Source organism: Yeosuana aromativorans (genome assembly GCF_014646655.1).
GTDB lineage: Bacteria > Bacteroidota > Bacteroidia > Flavobacteriales > Flavobacteriaceae > Yeosuana > Yeosuana aromativorans.
Genome location: NZ_BMNR01000006.1, coordinates 39,562 through 62,091, shown reverse-complemented (window position 1 = coordinate 62,091; position 22,530 = coordinate 39,562). Strand labels below are relative to the sequence as shown.

Annotated in this window: 18 protein-coding genes and 1 tRNA gene; 6 read left to right on the top strand and 13 right to left on the bottom strand. The window is 35.4% G+C overall.

The features are described from left to right. Positions 1-5: 5 nt before the first annotated feature. Together folB and IEW94_RS13185 are read left to right on the top strand one after the other, a co-directional pair. Positions 6-368, top strand: coding sequence for a dihydroneopterin aldolase (gene folB, locus IEW94_RS13190; protein WP_188653833.1), 363 nt, complete (start codon positions 6-8; stop codon positions 366-368). 50 nt (positions 369-418) lie between these two features. Further along, positions 419-489, top strand: a tRNA-Cys gene (locus tag IEW94_RS13185). A 16-nt stretch (positions 490-505) separates the two neighbouring features. Here the strand turns inward: IEW94_RS13185 and IEW94_RS13180 are convergent. From IEW94_RS13180 to rnr, 3 genes are all read right to left on the bottom strand, one after another. Then, positions 506-1,201, bottom strand: a complete 696-nt coding sequence (locus IEW94_RS13180; protein WP_188653831.1) for a LysE family translocator — start codon at positions 1,199-1,201, stop codon at positions 506-508. Between the two features lie 122 nt (positions 1,202-1,323). After that, entirely contained in the window at positions 1,324-1,998 is a 675-nt protein-coding gene (locus IEW94_RS13175; protein ID WP_188653829.1) for a head GIN domain-containing protein, read from the bottom strand. A gap of 44 nt (positions 1,999-2,042) precedes the next feature. Further along, complete coding sequence (rnr, locus tag IEW94_RS13170) at positions 2,043-4,232, bottom strand: ribonuclease R (RefSeq protein ID WP_188653827.1); 2,190 nt, start codon at positions 4,230-4,232, stop codon at positions 2,043-2,045. A 626-nt stretch (positions 4,233-4,858) separates the two neighbouring features. On the opposite strand from rnr, the gene IEW94_RS13165 reads away from it, so the two are divergent. Genes IEW94_RS13165 through IEW94_RS13155 form a run of 3 tightly spaced genes read left to right on the top strand, consistent with a single transcriptional unit; the run spans position 4,859 to position 6,676 of the window. Further along, complete coding sequence (locus IEW94_RS13165) at positions 4,859-5,293, top strand: RpiB/LacA/LacB family sugar-phosphate isomerase (protein ID WP_188653825.1); 435 nt, start codon at positions 4,859-4,861, stop codon at positions 5,291-5,293. Then, positions 5,294-6,205, top strand: coding sequence for a cation diffusion facilitator family transporter (locus IEW94_RS13160; protein ID WP_188653822.1), 912 nt, complete (start codon positions 5,294-5,296; stop codon positions 6,203-6,205). It begins immediately after the preceding gene. Positions 6,206-6,232: 27 nt separating this feature from the next. Next, positions 6,233-6,676 (top strand): GNAT family N-acetyltransferase, encoded by a 444-nt coding sequence (locus IEW94_RS13155; RefSeq protein WP_188653821.1) that lies wholly within the window; start codon positions 6,233-6,235, stop codon positions 6,674-6,676. A gap of 3 nt (positions 6,677-6,679) precedes the next feature. Here the strand turns inward: IEW94_RS13155 and IEW94_RS13150 are convergent, their stop codons facing one another. The 10 genes from IEW94_RS13150 to IEW94_RS13105 form a co-directional block, all read right to left on the bottom strand. Then, positions 6,680-8,083 carry a T9SS type B sorting domain-containing protein gene (locus tag IEW94_RS13150; protein ID WP_188653819.1) on the bottom strand — a complete coding sequence of 468 codons (1,404 nt, stop codon included), beginning with the start codon at positions 8,081-8,083 and terminating at the stop codon, positions 6,680-6,682. Positions 8,084-8,117: 34 nt separating this feature from the next. Continuing rightward, entirely contained in the window at positions 8,118-8,963 is an 846-nt protein-coding gene (locus tag IEW94_RS13145; protein WP_188653817.1) for an OmpA family protein, read from the bottom strand. Between the two features lie 60 nt (positions 8,964-9,023). Continuing rightward, positions 9,024-10,661: a S41 family peptidase gene (locus IEW94_RS13140; RefSeq protein ID WP_188653815.1), complete on the bottom strand. Its 1,638-nt coding sequence runs from the start codon at positions 10,659-10,661 to the stop codon at positions 9,024-9,026. Between the two features lie 12 nt (positions 10,662-10,673). Next, a complete protein-coding gene (gene rnpA, locus IEW94_RS13135; protein WP_188653813.1) occupies positions 10,674-11,051 on the bottom strand; it encodes a ribonuclease P protein component in 378 nt (125 codons plus the stop codon). Positions 11,052-11,095: 44 nt separating this feature from the next. Continuing rightward, positions 11,096-12,421: an aminotransferase class I/II-fold pyridoxal phosphate-dependent enzyme gene (locus tag IEW94_RS13130; RefSeq protein ID WP_188653812.1), complete on the bottom strand. Its 1,326-nt coding sequence runs from the start codon at positions 12,419-12,421 to the stop codon at positions 11,096-11,098. A gap of 162 nt (positions 12,422-12,583) precedes the next feature. Further along, positions 12,584-13,981 carry a S41 family peptidase gene (locus IEW94_RS13125; protein WP_188653810.1) on the bottom strand — a complete coding sequence of 466 codons (1,398 nt, stop codon included), beginning with the start codon at positions 13,979-13,981 and terminating at the stop codon, positions 12,584-12,586. 170 nt (positions 13,982-14,151) lie between these two features. After that, positions 14,152-15,987, bottom strand: coding sequence for a M1 family metallopeptidase (locus IEW94_RS13120; RefSeq protein ID WP_373286604.1), 1,836 nt, complete (start codon positions 15,985-15,987; stop codon positions 14,152-14,154). Between the two features lie 61 nt (positions 15,988-16,048). Next, positions 16,049-17,656: a S8 family peptidase gene (locus IEW94_RS13115; protein ID WP_188653808.1), complete on the bottom strand. Its 1,608-nt coding sequence runs from the start codon at positions 17,654-17,656 to the stop codon at positions 16,049-16,051. A gap of 12 nt (positions 17,657-17,668) precedes the next feature. Continuing rightward, positions 17,669-18,529, bottom strand: coding sequence for an MBL fold metallo-hydrolase (locus IEW94_RS13110; RefSeq protein ID WP_188653806.1), 861 nt, complete (start codon positions 18,527-18,529; stop codon positions 17,669-17,671). 54 nt (positions 18,530-18,583) lie between these two features. Then, complete coding sequence (locus IEW94_RS13105; protein ID WP_188653805.1) at positions 18,584-20,503, bottom strand: cation:proton antiporter domain-containing protein; 1,920 nt, start codon at positions 20,501-20,503, stop codon at positions 18,584-18,586. A gap of 194 nt (positions 20,504-20,697) precedes the next feature. Between IEW94_RS13105 and IEW94_RS13100 the strand changes: the two genes are divergently transcribed. Then, positions 20,698-22,524: a cation:proton antiporter gene (locus IEW94_RS13100; protein WP_188653803.1), complete on the top strand. Its 1,827-nt coding sequence runs from the start codon at positions 20,698-20,700 to the stop codon at positions 22,522-22,524. The last annotated feature ends 6 nt before the right edge of the window (positions 22,525-22,530 follow it).

The window sequence follows — 22,530 nt, the reverse complement described above, 5'->3', positions numbered from 1 at the left end:
ATATAATGGGAATTATAAAAGTTGAAAATATCCGTGTTTTTGCACATCACGGTTGCTTAAAAGAAGAAACCAAAATAGGAAGCGACTATCGTGTTGACTTAGAAGTTGAGGCTGATTTACAAACCTCAGCAAAAACTGATAAATTGAGTGATACCGTGGATTATGTGTTTTTAAATAGAATTGTAAGAGAAGAAATGAACCGGCCTTCCTATTTGCTTGAAACCGTGGGAAAACGTATTTTAGATCGTATCTTTAAGGAAGATACCCTGGTTAAAAAAGCGACCGTTTGGGTAAGTAAACTAAACCCTCCCATTGGCGGTGATGTTGAAAAAGTAACGATTAAAATGACAGATAAACGTAAAAAATAGGATTAGCTGTTGAAAAGTCTTATTTTTTTTTACATTTGCAGTCAAATAATGGCGTTGTGGCCGAGTGGCTAGGCAGAGGTCTGCAAAACCTTCTACAGCGGTTCGAATCCGCTCGACGCCTCAAAAAAACCTTCAGTTTATTCTGAAGGTTTTTCTTTTATAATCTGTATTTGCTCTAACTTGTCTTTGAGCATTTTCTTTTCCTTTGGAAAAAATCCTTGAACCAGCAGCAACACGCCAAAACCTAAAATAACCAAGGCAATTATTTTTTTTGTTTTGAAAATAAGTCTGGGTGTCAATCTGTTTTTTAGTTTTTTGGACACTGCTATTTTAACTAGATCTACCAAAAAATAAACAATTAATATAGTGAAAAGAAAAGCTAAAACACCATCTTGGGTTTCGGTCAATGAGTTGGCAATAACTATAAATCCAACCCAACCCAATAAGACGCCTATGTTGATAAAATTAAGCAGAAACCCTTTAAGAAAGAGCTTTCCGTATTTTTTTTGAATGTCAATTTTATGGTATTCCTTAACGATATCCCGAAATGATTTGGATGTTTTAATAAAGGATATAAAGCCATAAACGGCTAACAAAGCTCCACCAAAAATCAAGAAGTTGGGATCGTCCTTAATCTTGTCCAAAAGTTTGTTTGTGCTAAAAAAGGCAACCAATATAAATAACATATCGGCAAACATAACGCCCAAGTCAAAAATCAAGGCGCTTTTAAAACCTTTGGTTATACTTGTTTCAAGGAGCACAAAAAAAACAGGCCCTATGGTAAAGGCTAATAATATACCAAAAGGAACCGCTCTTAAAACATCATCAAACATAAATAAACTGGACTTTGCACAAAGTAAAGAAATATTTTAAAACTATATAAAGGCTTAGGGTTTGAATTGCATGTTAAGCAAAAAAAAGCCTGTTTAAAACAGGCTTTTAACATTGAATTTTATTAATCCATTCGTTTTACACGTCCACCAAATACTTTACTTTCATTAACTGTTTCGGGATGGCCATAAATAAATACATCGCCTCCTGCCCTTATTTTTATATCAACCAACTTAGTAGCTTTTATATATGCTTCACCAGCGGCATTAATGGATACTTCGGTTTTTTCTGTACTTAAATTTTCTCCTTTATACACACCTCCAGTAAGTAAACTTACCTTTTGGTTTTTTGAGGTTCCTGTTGTTTCTACAATTCCCCCTGTAACCGCTTTCACATTGGTATATGTGACATCACAAGGCACATTGATTTGTGCACCTTCTTGAGCTCTTAAATCTATTTCAAACTGTTTAATTATGTCTTTTGAAGAAATCGTAGCACCCTCATTGGCATCTAAAACATCAAACGACGTATAATACAGGGTCACTTTTGTATCGTCTCCATTAAAAATCTTTTCAAGGTTCATCTTTATTTTTAATTTTCCGTTTTTGTTGTTAACCAAAACATCTTCAGTGTTTTTTCCTGAAATAACAACTTTGTTTTCATTAGATTTAACCAATTCAACTTGTATTAAATCATAGACTTTTAGTTCTGTAAATTCCCCTATTGTTTTTTCTATTGGGTTTTGTGCGGATAACGATAGCGAGATTACAACCGTAAGTAGTGTTAATAAACGTTTCATCTGTTAATATGTGTTTTTTTATGATAACGTAAAGTTATCAATAATTATTCCTCTTTTATTCCAATTAAATTAAAATCTAAATGTTTTTTAACCAAATCGGTGTTTTTCACTTTTACAATCACTTCATCACCAAGTTGATACATGTTTTTAGTGTTTTTACCTACCAAAGCATATTGAACCTCATCAAATATATAATGATCATCCTTGATGTCGCGTACACTTACCATACCTTCACATTTATTAGCTATAATCTCCACATAAATGCCCCAATCGGTAACACCAGAAATGACACCTAAAAATTCCTCATCCTTGTGGTCTTCCATAAAACGGATTTGCATATATTTTATAGAGTCTCGTTCTGCTTTGGTTGCCAAGTTTTCCATATCGCTGGAATGCTGGCATTTATCTTCGTAAAGATCTTCGTTAACCGATTTACCACCATCTAAATAATGTTGTAGTAAACGATGTGCCATCACATCAGGATATCGGCGAATAGGTGATGTGAAATGACTGTAATAATCGAATGCCAAACCATAATGACCAATATTATGAGTGGTATATTCCGCCTTGCTCATACTCCTAATGGTCAGCGTATCGACTAGGTTTTGTTCTTTTTTACCAACAACATCTTGCAGTAAATTATTTAAGGAAGCTGTTGTACTTTTTCGGTCTTTAAAATTCAGTTTGTAACCAAATTTAGAAACCACACTTTGTAGAGCTGCCAATTTACTTACATCTGGTTCGTCATGAACCCGATATACAAAGGTTTTTTTAGGTGATTGTTTACCTATAAACTCAGCAACTTTTTTATTGGCAAGTAGCATGAATTCCTCAATTAATTTATTAGCTTCTTTACTGGTTTTAAAAAATACACCTATAGGATTTGCTTGGTCATCCAAATCAAACTTTACTTCTACTTTATCAAATGAAATAGCGCCTTCACGCATCCGTTTTTTCCGCATGATTTTAGCCAATTCATCCAATTTTAAAACAGCTTGGGCTATTTCAGGTTTTGTTTGATAGGCTTTTCCACTTAGTGAAACTTCCTTCGGAATATTATTAGAATTTGATTCTATGATAGCTTGTGCTTCTTCATAAGAAAAACGTGCATCACTATACGTGACCGTTCTACCAAACCATTGGTTTTTAACTTCGGCCTTGTCATTAATTTGAAACACAGCAGAAAAGGTGTATTTTTCTTCATTTGGACGTAATGAACACGCATTATTTGAAAGCACTTCCGGTAACATGGGCACTACCCGATCCACTAAATAAACAGAGGTGGCTCGTTCATAAGCTTCATCATCCAGAATGGTGCCCTCTTGCACATAATGGGATACATCGGCAATATGGATACCTATTTCAAAAAGTCCATTATCCAAAGTTCTGAAAGACAAAGCATCATCAAAATCCTTAGCGTCTTTTGGGTCGATGGTAAACGTCAATACATCACGCATATCCCGACGTTTTGCAATTTCTTCTTTGGTAATAGTTGTATCTATTTTATTAGCAAACGCTTCCACTTCTTGAGGAAATTCATAAGGTAAGCCGTAATCTGCTAAAATGGCGTGTATTTCTGTATTATGCTCTCCTGGTTTACCAAGCACTTTTAAAACCTTTCCGTAAGGTGAATCGGCATTCTCTGGCCAATCTTCTAAAGACACCAATACTTTATCGCCGTCTTCGGCTTTATTGGTTTTATTAATTGGCACAAAAATATCCTTGTACATTTTATTGCTATCCGGTATCACAAAAGCATAATTGGAATGCACTTGGATCACACCAACATACTCATTTTTTGCGCGTTTGATAACTTGAGTGATTTCACCTTCTATTTTTCCTCGTTTTCGGCGTTTATACACATAAAACTCTACTTCATCTCCTTCTAAAGCTCTGTTTATATTATTGGATGCTATAAATACATCTTCATCAAAATCATCACTGATCACGTAACCAGATCCTTTGGCTGATAAATCAAGAACACCAGAGTGGTATTCTGTTGTTATAATAGCTTTAAACTTACCGCGCTCTACTTCTTCTATTTCCTTCTGTGCAGTTAAAGCATGTAATTTTTTAATAATTTGGTTTCTACTACTGGCATCATTCACGCCCAATTTGGCAGCAATTTGTTTATAGTTAAAACTTTGGTTTCTGTCTTTTTTTAAAATACTAAGTATGGTATTTGTAAGGTTTGAAATCTTGTTTGATGATTTCCTTTTTTTCTTTCTTGTCATGTAATTTTTATGATCATTTCTATTTCCTAAGATACAGGAAATTATGTTATTAAATAGCTTAATAAAGGTGAAGAATTAGCTATTTATTTTCTGCAAAGTTACATTTTAAATATTTAATCAGATTTCTTTTATGTTATATTTATATAAAACCTACTTATCAACCATATATAACATAATCATATTTTCTTTTTAAAATTTTAAAAAATTAATGATGTTTATTATAGGTTGTTAATATGTGGTATAACTTTTTTGAATTTTATTTTGATTACAATTTATTTACTTTCTGTTAATAGTTAATTAACAATACAAAGTATTTTAATATGTTCATTTTTAATGATTTTTAGTATTCTATAAACAGTTGTTAACAACTGAAATTAATAGCTTTTTGGTTATAACTATTTTAAATTTTAGTGTTTGTATCAGTTGAAATTTGTCTTATAAAATGTATAAAAAAATAGCTTAAAAAATTAGGTGGTTTTAATCAGGTTTGCCTTTGAAAAAATAAATGGATTTACAAGGTTTTAGTTTTAAAAAATAATAACCAGTTATTAACAAGTAATCAAACTAGTAATGCACATAATAAATACGTCATATTTATTACCTTTACCGTTTTAAAACAAACAGATATGAATATTTCAATAGGAAATGATCACGCCGGTGTAGAATATAAATTCGCCATTATAAAGCATTTAGAATCAAAAGGTTATACAGTTATCAACTATGGTACAGATACTGAGGATAGTGTTGATTACCCAGATTTTGTACATCCTGTTGCCAATGACGTGGAACAAAACAAAGTAGATTTTGGAATCATTGTTTGTGGGAGTGGCAATGGTGCTAATATGACAGCCAATAAACACCAACGTGTGCGATCTGCTTTATGTTGGAATAAAGAAATTGTGGAATTGGCTCGCCAACACAATAATGCTAATATTTTAAGTATTCCTGCGCGTTTTACGGCACGACAACAAGTTATAGAAATGGTTGATACGTTTTTAGGGACAGCGTTTGAAGGTGGCCGTCATCAGGCACGAATCAATAAAATACCAGTTTCTTGTTAAATGGGACATTCTCATAATCATTCACACAACCATGTTAATTTAAGAGGGCGTAATCTTGTTATTTCAATTTTACTGAATATTGTTATAACCCTTGCACAAGTAGTAGGTGGTTTAATATCTGGGAGTCTGTCCTTATTAAGTGATGCATTACATAATTTTAGTGATGTTCTTTCTTTGGTAATCAGTTATATTGCCAATAAGTATTCAGGAAAAGCAGCATCTTTGCAAAAAACCTTTGGTTATAAACGAGCAGAAATTGTTGCTGCTTTTGTAAATGCTGCAACATTGATTGTGGTAGCTATTTTTTTGATTAAGGAAGCCATCATCCGGTTTCAAGATCCTCATGAAATAAAATCAGGTTTGGTTATATGGTTATCATTGATTGCTATTTTAGGTAATGGATTTAGTGTGCTGTTACTTAAAAAAGATTCTGAAACCAACATGAACATGAAAAGTGTGTATCTTCATTTACTAACTGATATGATGGCCAGTGTAGCTGTATTGATAGGCGGTTTATTAATGAAATACTATCAGATATATTGGGTAGATAGTGTGTTGACATTAATCATTGCGCTGTATTTAATTGTTATGGGATATGACTTATTAAAAGATTCTTTTAAAGTACTCATGTTATTCACGCCTAATTCCATTGAAATAGAAAAAATAGTTGCAGATATTCAGAAATTAAAAGGTATTAAAAATGTGCATCATGTCCATATTTGGCAATTAAACGAAGAAGAAATTCATTTGGAGGCGCATATAGATTTCACAGAAGATATTCCTTTATCAAAGTTTGATACCATTCTTCATGAAATTGAGGATTTGGTTCATGAAAATTATGATATCAACCATGTTAATATCCAACCAGAGTTTGGAAAATGTGATATTAAGGATGTGATTGTTCAAGATTAAAATACAGTTTTTGAAAGTTTATAACAAATGATAGAGATACAAGTAAAATCGTTTCAAGAACTTTCAACCCAGGAACTTTATGACATCCTTCAATTGCGCAGTGAGGTGTTTGTGGTTGAGCAAAACTGTGTGTATCAAGATATTGATGGAAAAGACCAAAAAGCACTTCATGTTATTGGAATTAAAAATAATAAGATAGTTGCTTACACCCGTATTTTCAAACCGGGTGATTATTTTGAAAATGCCAGTATAGGACGTGTAGTTGTGGCTAAAAACCAACGCCAGTTTAAATATGGTTATGACATTATGAAAGCGTCAATTTCAGCAATTGAAAACAGCTATAAAGAAACATTCATAAAAATATCAGCTCAGGCTTATTTAAAATCGTTTTACAATAATTTAGGATTTAAGGAAATAGGTCAGGAATATTTAGAAGATGATATTCCACATATTGCCATGATAAAGGAATAACTATTATCGTTTCAGGGTAAAATGACCGTTTAAAGTCTCTCCAGAATTAAACGTAATCACGTACCAATAATCATTGGATTCCAATGGTTTACCATTAAAAGTTCCGTTCCAACCCACAGTATTAGGCAACATGTCTTTAATAAGTTTACCATATCTGTTATATATGGAAATGTGGTTTATGGTATTGGTAGCGTCTAAAACTTGCCAAAAATCATGGTTGCCATCATTGTTTGGCGTAAAGTATCTAGGAATATAATAATCGCCATCCTGTATTAAAACAGTAAAACTACTTTCGTTACTGTTGCAAGCGGTTTCGTTAAAAATATAAATAGTTTGGGAGCTTGTAATAAGGTCACCGGGAAAAAGTTGCATACCTGAGCCATCAGGTGCGGTAAAATAATTTCCATAAGTTAAAGAAGGTAATGTATAACTGCTTCCTACAACATTGTTTAAGGTATCAACATTTACAAAACCTGAACAATTGGATTGTGAGGAAACATAATTTGAAAAGGTTGAAGGCGACCAGATAGCATGATTACCAGAAGGGTTATCAACAACCACACAATTCAAATCTGGATTATTGGAAAAATCACAGAAGACCAAATTGTTGTTATTGCCGTTTTTCATATTTAACTTACACAACATATTATTGCTACAATCCATTTCTGTTAACTGTTTATTTTGTGACACATCCAGCTCTGACAACGCATTATTTTTTAAGCTTATGGATATCAATAAATTATTTTTAGAAAGATCTAAAACATTGATTTGGTTATAGCTACAATCAAAATAAGTAAGCATAGTATTATTGGTAACATCTAAACTACTTAGTAGGTTGTTCTTGCAATTCAAATGATTAAGCGTGGTATTATTTGAAACATTTATGGCGCTGATTTGATTGTCTTCAAAGGACAATACATTTAATGACTTATTTTTGCTGACATCTAAATTGGTCAATAAATTATTACCACATACCAACGAAATCAATTGGGTATTGTTTGTGACATCAATATTGGTCATTTGATTGTCTTGGCACCAAAATATTTGTAAATCAAGTAATATGCTTATGTCAATATTTGATAACAAATTACCGCCGCAGAATAATTGGGTCAATGCCGTGTTTTTGCTGACATCTATAACGGATAACAAATTCGTTTCGCAATTCAAGGTTTGTAAACTTAAAAAATCCTCAATACCCGTGAGATCCGCAATATTTTTTGAATCGATATCTAAATCAATAATACCACTAATATTTGCCGTGGGTACATAATCATCTAGAGGACCGGAGTCATAACCTAAATCAATTAAAGCCTGCTCAAAATTATCATCGGGCACATATGTTTGGCTCCAAACGTAAAAGCTTGTTGTAAGTAAGATAAAGACACATAGTATTGTTTTTTTATTCAAACCAAAACCCGTTACGTTAGTAAAGTAAGTTTAATTATTCTTTTACATAGGTAATCAAAATTTCTACGCGTCTGTCAAATTTTGGATCACCGCCCAAAGGAAACAAACGCCTTAAGCCTACATATTTCATTCGTTTTTTATCAACGCCTTTTTTAGCAAAATAATCATACACATATTTGGCCCTTGCTACAGATAGATTGCGTTTCTTGGTTTTTCTGTCAACCGCATCACGACTGAATTGTGTACAACATACATGGCCTTGAATGGTAAAATATATATCTTTTCGTTCTACCAAGGATTTGGCAATTTCCTCCAATGTTTTTTTTGATTCTGGCATCACGGTACTGTAACCGGTTTTGAACAAGATATTTTCAAAAACGATTTTATCGCCCACCTTAAGATCGCCTTTTATAATTTCAGGGACATCCTTCTTTTTATCTGGCTTTTTTTCTTCAGCAATCACCTCTACCTTTGGTGGTTTTGGCTTTACAATAATTTCTACTTTTCTGTTAAGACCTCTTATTTTTAAGACATCTTTTTCATCAACTATTTTTAGTAACACCTCTCCTTTGCCGTCCACATTGGTTATCAATGATTCACTGATTTCGTTATTGGCAAAAATGGCTTTGATGGCATCAGCACGTTGTTGTGAGAGTTTTAAATTATAGTCTGAGGCGCCCCGGTCATCACAAAACCCAAAAATGGAAATGGATTCAATATCCATATCAGAAAGTGTTGAAATAAACAGTAACAATCTATTTTCCTCAGTTACTGGAACCTCATATTTATCGGTTTCAAAATATACAACATGGTTTAATTCTTCTTGGGAAAGACCTATTTTAAGTGTCAAAAATAGTATGAGGACAAATAATCTTTTCATTACAGAGGCATATAATAATCCATAAAGATAGTATTTTTAATTATTTGTTAAAAAATGAGTCTATCTTAAATACTCTAGGTAAGCAGAAGGGCTTCCAAGTATGTCGGTTGCTTTCCGTATTTCAGGGTCATGGGTTTTTAGGTAGTCATATAAACCTTCACGGTACACGTATCGTTTCACAATCTCGTCTGTTAATTGATCCAATAAATACGATTTATTTTCATCAAGTGCTTTTATTTTGGACTGATTTAAGTGCGAAACCAAAGTGTTATAATCGGTTTTTATATCATCGTCAAACGATTCTTTTTTGGCCGCTTCAAAGGCGTTTTTCAAAGCTTTTTCTGTTTGTGTTTCAAAGGAAAATTGATTTGCTTTTAGATAGTTTTTAAAGTTAGTAAAATCGGCATCGGTCAACTTAAATGTATCGATATTGTCTATTTTATGTTTATAATAATAGTCTGTAGCAAAATCAAAAATAAGATTATCGTCAGCAATTGCGTTTGTTAAAGCTGTATTTTGAGATGGAGTCATAATTTCATCAGGAAGAATACCACCGCCATCAAATACTTTTCTACCATTTTTGGTTTTGAATTCGTTATAGTTTTCTTGTTTGACCCTAACGGCTTCTCCTTTTTCATTTCTATGCCAGTAATCCAAAGCTTGAATGCAGCGTCCTGAAGGCGTGTAATATCTTGAAATCGTTATTTTTACTTGGGTACCGTAGGTCAATAATTTAGGACGTTGTACCAAACCTTTACCAAAACTGCGGGAACCAACAATTACAGCTCGGTCTAAATCCTGTAAAGAACCAGACACAATTTCACTGGCCGAGGCACTGTTGCCGTCAATTAAAATAACTAAAGGAATGTCTGTATCAACGGGATCTTTTTGGGTGTAATAGGTACGATTGTATTTTTTTACTTTGGATTTTGTGGTCACCACCAATTGTCCTTTAGGCACAAAAATATTAACAATGTCTATGGCCTCATTGACCAATCCTCCTGGATTGCCGCGCAAATCCAAAATAAGGTGCTTGGCGCCTTGTGCTTTTAAGTCACGCACAGCATAATTGGTCTGGGCTGCCGCTTTTTCGCTAAACCGACTCAACACAATATAACCTGTTTTATCATTGACCATTGAAAAATAAGGCACCGCATTTATTTCAACTTCTGCCCTGTTTATGGTGGCTGTTTGGGTTTTTCCTTGTCGTTTAAATGTAACGTCTACAGTGGTTCCTGGTGAACCTTTTAACAAGTCGCCTGCATCATCTTTGACAGATTCCACTAGGGTATTCCCTACTTTAATAATTTCGTCACCAGCCTTTAACCCGGCTTTATCCGCAGGATAATCTTTGTATGGCTCAACAATCACCAATTTGTCCTTGAGTGTTCTTACTTTGGCTCCAATACCAATGTAATCGCCTGTATTGTTTATTCTGGCCGCTTCCACGTCCTGTTCGTTCATAAAATTGGTGTACGGATCCAGATCCTGTAACATGCTTTTTATGGCGGTGTCCATCAGGTCTGCCGGATTGGTTTCATCAACATAATTCATGTTGACCTCTTTAAACAAATCCGTAAAGATTTCTATTTGCTTGGCGATTTCAAAAAAATCACTTTTAACAAATGCGGAGCCGGTTAACAAAACAGTCAGCACTACCAACGGAATGATGAGTTTCTTTTTTAGTAGATGTTTCATGGTCATTTATTTTTATTGGCCACTAACTTTGTTTGAAAACGCTTCAAACAATTGTGCCATTTTAACTTCTATTTGCGATAAGGTTGGTTTCTCTTTTCCAATATACAAAATCATAAACGCATATGGCTCTGACATATTGTTAATATAATTGTGCTTTTGAAGCCTAAAAGCCTCACGCATCAAGCGCTTGATACGGTTTCTATCAACCGCTTTTTTAAAGTTCCGTTTACTGACGGATATGGCTGTTTTAAACGTTGCGCCATCACTAAATGTAGTGGGTAAATATACCAATCGCAACGGAAACGCGCTTACCGATTTACCTTCGGAAAACAATTGCTCAATAAGCTTACTGCTTTTTAACTTATCCTTTTTATTAAACGTAAATTTCAAACGCTAGTAATTTAAGGCTTAAAGGTAGTAAATTATAGAAACTGTTATTGGTTTTCCAGTTGAATAAGATAAGTTGTCAACCTCTCCATGGCAACCTTTAGATAAGGGATTTCCACGGCAGTAAACACAATTCTGAAGAGGCCCTTTTTTTGATGCTGAAATCCCGCTCCAGGTGTTAAAAGTAGGCCAGTATTATGGTAGATATCCAACCATAATTGTTCTTGTCCGTTAGCACTATCCTCTTTAAGAAACCTTGATAAATCTACCCAAACAAACAAGCTTCCCCTACTGGGTATATAAGGTACTTTTATGTTTTTAAAGGCTTCTACAACCAGTTTATAACTGGCGTTCAATAATGCTTTATTGGTTTTAATATAGTGTTCAACAAACGCAGAATCCTGGAGCATCTCACCTACCATCCATTGGGTGATGTTGGATACCATATGCGGAATATTGGCATTGTCATAACCTTGTAAAAGCGATGTATTTAAGGAATGCAATACGCCAAAACGCAAACCAGACATGGAAAAATCCTTTGAAAAGGCATACCAAAGGTGTAAGTAATCACTTTTTAATTCTGCCATGATGTTGGCAAATGAGGCATAATCGCCATAGTCTTGGTAGTCATCTTTAATTAACGAGTCTTGGGTATCAATTAAAGACAGACCGTAAATTTCATTGACAATCATGTGAACCTTATGCCGGATGCACCAATTGGCAAGTTCCTTGAGTTGTGCTTTGGTATATCTGCAACCTGTGGGATTGTCAGGAGACGTAATGAGCAATATTTTAAAACACTTGTTTTGAGCTTTTAATTCAGCAAATGTTTTATCTAACAAAGAAATAGTTACAGGTGCTTTTGAACCTATCTCATCTAAATGATAGTGCGTTTGCAAATCATAACGCTCTACGCCGCTTTTTGTACCCAAATCTTTCGTGTACATAGGATAGGAAGGTGCAGGAATCACCACAACATCACCAGGATTGGCCAAAACAAAGGACGTGACTTCAATAATGGCAGAAGCTCCTGCCGAAAACGCGATGGTATTTGGGTCAATCGGGCATTTACACAGGTATGTTTCCATAAAGTTGGCCACAGTTGTTCTGACATCTGGATGTCCTTTGGAATCGGTGTATTTTAAAACCCAATCCGGTAGTTCCTGTTGTTGTAGAATAGCCGTTAGTTTATTTTTTATTATAGATGCAGTTAAGCTGTTTTCGGCCACATTTAACAAAAATGCCCCTTTTGGATTGGTAGTGGGACAATATAGGTTTTGGGACGCTTCGGCAAATAAGGCCATATCTATCCGTGCCGGATTTTCAGCCAAATCAGTGCCTCGTTTTGATAGGGTTGATTTATCTTGATTCATGTTCTATATAGATTTGTTAAATGTAAAGTAGTCTATTGCAGAGTTCACCTTTATGAAGCCAATAAAAGAGTTAGGCAGATTACTATCTTTAAATTTACTGCCATTTAGTATGTTTCGTTTATACATTATTACAAGCTATTTACATTTCCTTAAAAAGGTAATTTATTGATTTTTACCAAAAAAAACAGCCTTTTCAATGGCAACATCTCCAGTTTCAATTTCATTATTTAATTGCTTATAAAACAAAAAACCGCTTTTTTCATAATCAATTATGTAATCAGGTTTTATTCCGACCATTTCGTAATTTTTATGATCTGGGCTTTCATATATTTCATTTGAAAGCCCATAATGCCAACCATTTGGTAATCTTTTATCTAGAACGTTGGAGAATACGCCCGCTGTGCTTGATCCAATTCTTTTAACCTTGGGCAAATTCAATGAACCAAGAACAAAAGTTTCACTGGCGCTTGCTGTTTGATGGCTTGTTAAAATATATATTGGATTTGAATAATTTATTGGTTTAGGATCAATATAAATGGCCTGTTTCTGGGTAAAGTCTGTACCATTTTTTGCTTTTTTTGTGTAGGCAAGTATTCTTTGATTTGTAAAGTAACTAAGAACTATTAGTCCGGCCTGATCAAAACCACCATTATTGAATCTTACATCAATAATACAAAATTCTGTGGATTTCAAGTGTTCCATTATGCTACTCATCTGTTTGTCAAAACTTACAAGAACATCTTGTGTATAACTCTTGCTATTTTCGGCAGCCTTCCAATATTCCTCCCAAAACTCATCCTCCGATAAACTATCGCTTATATTATAATTTGCTAGATCCTCAAAATTATTTATTTGAATGTAACCGATGTTTTTATCAATTGTACCCCAAATGAGATTTCCTTTGTTGTAATTATTGACTTTATCGATATACGTTGAATCAATTTGTGATATTACCATTTTCCTCAAATCGCCAATTCTATTATCATCTTTTACAGCTGGGTCATTTTTTATACTATCGGGGGCATCTAAAAAGACGTGTCCGTCGTTAAGCTCGGAAATCATTTGACTAAGTACAGAATATAATTTAACATCTGATGATTCGACTGATAACATTGGTCGATAACGCTCCTTAATTTTACCCCAGTTAATGTTCCTGACATCAAATGATGAATAATTCTCATTAAAAGTGTTCCAAAGCGCATCAAAATTTGAAAGAGGGTCATTTTTTATAAGCTGCTTGCTACAAGGGGGAATTTCCGAATTTGTTCTCGTAAATTCATATACAGTCAAACCTACTTTAAGTTTTAGACTATTGTGTGTTAAATTCAATATTTCAGAAATGTTGTTGAAGTCTTTAGGGGGTATTTCAGCAAAAAGAGCACAACCTCCTGAGAAGGTGTCATATAAAGTAATCGTACTGTCAGTAATTATCATTTGTTTTCCGTAACCAACAGAAGACCAAATGCCTGATAATTTTGGTTCTGAATCATGACAACTATAGTTGCTTTTTAGAATCAACAAACCCACAGCAAATACAATATACTTGTATTTCTTTTTCATAATATTAAAATGTTTTCTAACAGATGACAAACTAAGTTAGTTAAAAATTCTACAAAGACAATAAGTGAATAAAATAAGAAACCTCTTTGTTCTCACAAAGAGGTTTAAGCTTTTGTGCCTCTCGATATAATTTCGCCTTTTATGTCGAAATCACTCGAGGTGATATTGTGTTACATTTTGTTATTTTCTTTATTAATATCGGCCATCAATTCTTTAGGGTCTATTTGCACATGGCTTACCGGTTTTGAGGTTTTAAAGGTATAGGTAGGGTAGGCCCACGCCCAATCGCCAATAATTGTTGCCTCTGTTGGTTTTTCGCCACGCATCATTTGTAACGGGATATAAAAATCTTCTGTAGAACCGTCGGTATAAGTTACGGTTAGGTCAATGGGCATAGGCATTAACCCAATACGCTCTAAGGTAACGGAGTTGCCATCTATGGCTTTCACACCATAATCTATTGTATTGGTGGTTTCGGCAAAATCTATAAGATACCAATCCAGTTCCAATCCAGATACTTTTTCGGCACTGCGAATGATATCAATGGGTTGTGGGTGCGTGAATTTAAAATCTGCAAAGTATTTTTTAATGGCCTGTTTAAGATTGTCCTGGCCAATTACATAGCCTAATTGCGCCAAAAACACGTCGCCTTTTGAGTATGCCGATATACTATACGATCTGTTATATTCAAATCTATCGGCTTGAGTGGTCAACGGTTGCTCCTTGCCTGATTTTGCCAAATAAATATATGCTGCATAAGCTCCTTTGTTCGGGTTACTTAGATTTTTGTGCATAATATCATTTTTAGACCATTCATCCATATAGCTTGTAAAGCCTTCATCCATCCAGGCGTGTTCCAATTCGTTGGTGGCCAACACAAACTGAAACCATGAGTGCGCCATTTCGTGTGCCGTTACGCCAAACAAACCATTAAAATCGTCCTCTCCGGTTATAAGTGTACACATACCATATTCCATACCACCATCACCTCCTTGAATGATGGAATATTGGTCATACGGATATTGGCCTATGTTGTTGCTGTAATACTGCATAAGCTCTACGGCTTTTGGTTGCAGGTTTTTCCAGTTTTCCAAATACTCTTTTTTCATATCCTTTTTATAGAAAAAATGCAAAAGAGGACCATTGGGAACTTGCATGGTATCATGGGCGTAGTTTGGGTCGGCAGCCCACGTAAAGTCATGGACATTGGGGGCTTTAAAGTGCCAAGATAGTTTATCTCCTTTATGTTTTTTTACTTTTTCTGTGGTGTAACCATGACCAATTTCATCAGGGTTTTGTAAGTAACCTGTTCCGCCAATGGTATAATTTTTATCGATGTTGATGGTCACATCAAAATCGCCCCAAACACCTAGGAACTCTCTACCGATATAAGGATCGGCATGCCAGCCTTCAAAATCATATTCGGCCATTTTGGGATACCATTGCGACATGGAGAGTGCCACACCTTCTGCATTATTTCGTCCCGAGCGACGTATTTGAATTGGTACCTGGGCGTTAAAAACCATATCAAAAGTGACTTGTTCACCTGGTTGAATGGGTTTTGCCAAATCTACCTCCAAAACGGTTCCTACGGTATTATAAGTTATATCCTCACCATTTTGCTTTAATGAGCTTACATGGATAAATCCAATTTCGTTTGGTTGTAATTTACTGATGCGGTCTTTAACCCTTGGGTCTGGATCGGCAATAGTGCGGGAGCGAACATCCATTTCACTGCCTGGTTGAAAGGCATTAAAATATAAATGATAATAGACGTGATGCAATACATCGGGCGAGTTGTTAGTGTATACCAAGGTTTGGTTTCCGGTATATTGGTAGTTGTTAACATCCATGTCAATGGTCATGGTGTAATCAACATGTTGTTGCCAATAGCCAGGATTCTGGTTGATTATGTTATTATAATCAACAGCAGTATTTGCTTTACTATTGAATGTAAATAATACCGAGCCAATTAAGGCATACATTAAAAAAGGTTTGAGTTTCATAGGTTATATTTTTTTAAAAACAAAAGGGGCTGCAGCCCCTTTTTATGGTAATTAAAAACAGTTATTTTGCCATGTGAGACGCCATAATTAAAGCGTTGTAAGCATTAACCATTTTTCCTGATTTTGATAATTCTGAAAACGGTTCTACATCATTGGTGTCACCACCAACAATAACTTTTGTTTTAACAGCAAGTCCTGAGCCCATTAAAATTTGTTTTACTTGCGCAGCAGTCAAGCTGGGATAATAGGAACGGATTAAAGCCGCTACACCTGCAACAGCAGGCGCTGCCATTGAGGTACCGCTTTTGGTGTCATATTCGTTTTCTGGTGTTGTGGAATAAATTTTAGCTCCTGGCGCAAACACATCCACATTGATTTTTCCATAATTTGAAAAACCAGCGACCATGTCTGGACCATATTTTGGTTCTAAGGCTCCAACGGTTATAAATGTATCAGACACTTCTGGGCCATTATCCACTTGGTCATTAGGGTAACATGCTTTGACATCTAAATCTTCCCCTTCATTTCCTGCTGCGTTGACAAACAACACATCATGCTTTCCGGCGTATGCAATAGCATCTCTAACCCAATCACTGTGAGGTGAGTAATATTTTCCAAAGCTACCGTTAATAACTTTTGCGCCATTATCAACGGCATATCGAATGGCTAGCGCCACATCTTTGTCATACTCATCGCCGTTAGGAACGGTTCTAACAGGCATGATTTCAACATTATTTGCAACCCCATTTACACCGATACCATTATTGCGTTCAGCGGCAATGATACCAGCTACATGGGTACCGTGGCTTTCGCTTTTCTTAACAGGTTTTACATTGCCGTTGCCATAGTATTTGGTAGACATATCATCAGGGTTGTCACCATTTACGCGACCTTTAAAGTCTTTGTTTAAGTTGTAATTTAAACGGTCATTGATGCTTTCTAAGCTGCTTTTAATTTCTTTAATGGCATCACTAACAGATTCCAACCCATTGCTGTACATATATTTTGCCATTTGAACAGCTTGGTTTATTGAAGGGTCATCTGATTTAATGTTGTTCACATCGTCTTGTGTGTAATCTTTTTTGTTTAAGTATTTTGAAAGCGCTTCATCTGTTGCTGTTATTCTTTGATAAATTTGATCGTATTGGGTTTTTCTGCCCATCCACAATTGGTATTCTTTATCATATTCAGCTTTTGCCCTGTCATAATCTGGGTTGCTGGTGTCTCCACTGGCCAATAACCTGACGTATTCCAATTGCTCATTATAACCATCGCCTAAAAAGTTCCACCCGTGCACATCGTCAATATATCCATTATGATCATCGTCTATGCCGTTATTTGGAATTTCATCTGTATTAGTCCAAATAAGATCTCTTAAATCCTCATGGTCAATATCAATTCCTGAGTCAACTATGGCAACAATGACTTTTTTACCTTTCTTGTTTTTAATGATTTCAGAATAGGTTTTTTCAACACTCATACCGGGAACAGTATCTTTAACAAGGTCTAAATGACCCCACTTATGAAGTTCGGCCTCTGTTAAATCGGTGGTTTTTATGGGAGTATTGTCTATATTTTCTATAGGCGTAGATAGTATGGCAGTACTTCCACAGTCATAAAATAGAGTTGCGGCAAAAGCGGCAATAAAAAAAGCTTTAAATGTTTTCATTAGGGTTTAGTTTTAATTAAAAATTTCTGAAGTTGTATAAATATCCTTAAGCCGCACGCCTTTTTCTGTATGTTGCACCGTAATGATTTCATTGTGTGCATCATGTTCTAAAAACAGAAAATAGCCGTTATCAGCCGCCATATTTAAAAAAGCCTCCTTTTCATCAAGTGTCAATAAGGGTCTGGTATCATACCCCATAACATAAGGCAAGGGCAGGTGCCCAACGGTTGGAAGTAAATCTGCCATAAAACAGATGGTTTTGCCTTTATATTGAATCATTGGAATCATTTGTTTATCGGTATGCCCATCAGCAAAAAAAATGTCGAAACCAAGTGCTGAATCTTTCAAAATGGTCTCATGTGGAAGCTCTGTAAATTTAAGCTGACCACTGTCTTGCATGGGTAGGATATTTTCTTTTAAAAACGACGCTTTTTCGCGTTTATTGGGTTTTGTGGCCCAATCCCAATGGTCTTTATTGCTCCAAAAATGAGCATTTTTAAAAGCGGGTTCATATCCGGTCTTGCTTTTGTTCCACTGGATGCTTCCGCCACAATGGTCAAAATGCAGATGCGTCAAAAACACATCGGTAATATCATTTGGATGAAAACCGTATTTTTTTAAGGATGATTCAAGCGAATCATTTCCACATAAATAGTAATATCCAAAAAATTTTTCTGACTGCTTGTTTCCCATTCCGTTATCAATTAAAATGAGCCTGTTGCCGTCTTCAATAAGCAAACAACGAGCCGCAATATCAATCATGTTATTGGCATCGGAAGGATTGGTTTTTTGCCATAAAGATTTAGGCACCACACCAAACATGGCACCTCCGTCAAGCTTGAAATTTCCAGTATCAATGGGGTATAAATTCATACTATTGCAAAAGTAACAAAACCCTTGCAATTACTTATAAATGTTAAGAATTTATTATGATTCTAACTTAAAACGAACGTTGTTGACGCTTTCTTTTGAGCCCACCAAGGTTACAATATCACCAAGACGAAGTCTGGTAAACCCATGTGAGATTATTATGCGTCCCTTTCGCATGACGGAGAGCACAATCACATCGGTTGGAAACCGTAAATCACGAAGGGTAAGCCCATGAATGTCCTTGTTCCTAACTTCAACATCAATGGAATCTTGTGAAGAATTTATGCCCAATAAAATAGAGGCTGCATTTGGTGAGCGCACAAAATGATCCAGTAAATTGACCATGGCAAGCGATGGGTCAATTATTCGTACTCCTAAATTCTTTAATTTATTCAAGAAAATCCGTGAACCATTGTAACGGGCAATGATATCTTTAACACCAAAATTCTCATAGATAAGTTCAGCGATTTTGTAATTTTCTGCATCAGAAAGCAGGCACACAATCACATCGGCTTTTTCTATTTGTAAGTTTTGAAACGTTTCTTTTGAAAAGTCATGTACGGGAATGATTTCAAAATGCTCATTACTTTGTGTGAAATCCTCCATTTTACAAAATATTTTTGGAACCCATCCTTGTTGCTTGAGTGCCATGGCGAGTGCTATGGATTGATTTTCAAGGCCAAATATCAAGGCGTCTTTAACTCCATCAAAATCAGGTGTTTTATGTTTTAAATGACTTTCTCCAACAATGTTTATGGCCCATTTAAACAAAGGCGGACCAATAAGTTGATTGATGACGATGATGGCTATCACGATGGTTTCAAATTCATTTCCCCATCCCGGGAATTCGGTGGCAATCAAAGTTGCCAAACCTAGGGCAACACCCGCTTGGGTGACATAGGGCATCCAAGAAATAAAAGTGAATTTCTTACTGTCATTGGCTGCAATAACACCAAAAACACTTCCAATAAAAATGGTTATAATCCGTAAGGCAAACAGCGCAATGGCTACCCAAAACACATTGATTAACGTATGGAATGACAAAGAAGCTCCAGTTAACGTGAAAAATATAATGTAGATAATCGGGCTGATATCATCCAATAATTCAATAAACTCAACCCTGTTTTTAGTGTAATTGGTAACAACAAAACTTCCAATTATACACATCAACAAAGGTTCTAGCGTAATTTCATGAGGTAAAAAATGATGTGACTCGGCTTTTACCAATAAAGCAAATAAATACACGCCAAACCCAATAAGAACAATTAGAATGGATTTGACATATTTATGAAGTTTTAACGACAATAAAGCTTGTATTATTCTGCCCAATAAAATACCCAACCCAAAAGACAGAATTAATTCAATGCATAAATACAGCAAGAACGAAAAGCCCAATGGCTCTTTGTGGATAACGGCCTTGGTAATTGCAAAACAAATAGCAAATAGGATGATAACCAATACGTCCTTCACAACCGTAACGCCCATAGCTGTTTTAGTGTAAGGTCCATTGGCTCGCATTTCATTGATCACCGCAATTGCCGAAGAAGGTGATCTGGCAACGAAAATGGTACCAAACAACATGGCAATGACTATCTGGACTTTTGTGGGCAGTTCTGCCATAAAGGCAATATGGGAAGCTGCAAAATAAATGACAATCGTACTTAATGAAAACGTAATTATCAATTGGCCTATAGTCATCCATTTGATACTTGTAATGCGACTTCGCAATTCTTTTAGGTATAATTCAGATCCTGCAGAAAAGGCTATGATGGACAAGGCAATGTCATTTAAAAAATGAAGTTTGGGCAGTGATTCTTTGGGTATAAATTTCAATACGGATGACCCTGCAATAATCCCAGTAATGATAAGCCCTGTTATTAACGGGAACTTTATTTTCTGGAACACCTTGGCGATTTGATATCCCGCTATGGAAACAATAGTAAAACCTATTAAAAGTACTGTAAAGTTCAAATCCATAAGCAATACGGGTGTTGATCAAGTTTTAAATATATAAAACCTTGTTGAATGGACAATATAAATTAAAATAAATGAAAAGGACCTGTGTAATACCAGCTAAACGATAGTTTTACAAAAACCACCCCAATAATATAGTTTGTTTTATGATTTAGTATTCTCGTTTTTATTACTATTTTAACACAAAAATTTAACGGATGTTAGAATTAGCAGGCATAATTATTTTAGGAATTCTAGCCCAGTGGGTTGCTTGGAAGTTTAAAATTCCAGCCATTTTACCTTTGATTTTAATTGGCTTGTTGGTAGGCCCTATTGCTGCCGAGTTTTTAAGCGAAGATGGTTCTAAATGGATCCAGCCAATTTATGAAAACGGTAGGGGACTGTTTCCTGATGAGAGCTTGTTTTATTTTGTGTCACTCGCCATCAGCATTATTCTGTTTGAGGGTGGCCTTACATTACGCATTAGTGAAATAAAAAATGTAGGTCCTATAATCACCAAGCTTATTACCGTGGGTGTAATGGTTACGTTTTTTGGGGCAGCCATTGCAGCTCATTTTATTTTTTATCTCAGTTGGGAAATTTCCTTTTTGTTTTCGGCACTTATTATAGTAACGGGCCCTACGGTAATTACGCCTATTTTAAGAAACATACCATTAAAAAAAGATGTCTCGGCCGTTTTAAAATGGGAAGGCATTTTAATAGACCCTATTGGTGCATTGGTTGCCGTATTGGTTTTTGAGTTTATCAGTGTTGATGCCGGTGGAGAATTTACCAAAACCGTTTTTATCGAGTTTGGTAAAATCGTCTTGTTTGGCTTTACCTTTGGTTTTACGTTTGCGCATGCGTTAAATTTTTCAATCAATAAAAACTGGATTCCACATTATTTGCTGAATGTATTTTCGTTGGCAGCCGTTTTAGGTGTTTTTGTATTGTCCGATAACTTTGCGCACGAATCTGGTTTATTGGCCGTTGTGGTCATGGGCATGGTATTGGGCAGCTCTAAATCACCGTATTTAAAAGAGCTTCTTTACTTTAAAGAATCCTTGAGCGTGTTATTGATTTCCATACTTTTCATTTTACTTGCAGCCAATATTAATACAGATGACATGCTGTTGGTTTATAACTGGAACACGGTTGTTTTATTTGCCATTATTGTGTTTTTAATCAGGCCTATCGGCGTGTTTTTAAGCACCTATGGATCTAATTTAAAATTAAATGAAAGGGTGTTTATAAGTTGGGTGGGCCCAAGAGGTATTGTTGCAGCCGGTATTGCCTCGTTATTTGGATTAAAACTAACCAAAAGCGGCGTTGAAGGTGCTCAGTTTATCACGCCATTAGTGTTTATGGTTGTATTGGGAACTGTTTTGCTCAATGCAACTACTGCTAGGATTGTGTCTAAGATGATAGGGGTTTTTCTAGTTAAATCTGAAGGGATTTTAATTGTAGGAGCGTCTCAAGTATCCAGATTAATTGGTCGTTACCTAGAAGATAATGGGCGGCACGTGGTGCTTATTGACAGCAACCAAACCAACATACAATTGGCTAGGGAACAGCAATTGGAAGCCATTAATGCAGATATTTATTCAGAAAGCCTAGAAGACAACATTGAACTTAACGATGTTGGGTTCTTGATGGCCTTAACAGGAAGTGCCGACATCAACAAATATGCAATTGAAAAGTTTAGTGAGCAATTTGGTGAAAACGGGACATTCCGGTTGATTTCTGCTGATGAAATGGACAATCCTGAAAAAAGCCCCAAAGAAGGCTTGTTTTCTCAAACAGATGATTTTATAAGCCTTACAGAAGTCGCCCGTAAATTTCCTGAAATCCACGAAATGGAAATCAAGGATCGTGCACACTATGAGACGTTAATTGAGTTAACCAATAAAGATGCCGATATTATTCCTTTGTTGGTTAAAGACAAAAAAGGAGTTCTAGAAATAATATCCTCCCACAATAAAGCCATCAGTAAAATTGAAAGAGGCTATAAACTGGTTTATTTGGGCAAACCAATAGACCAATAACAATCT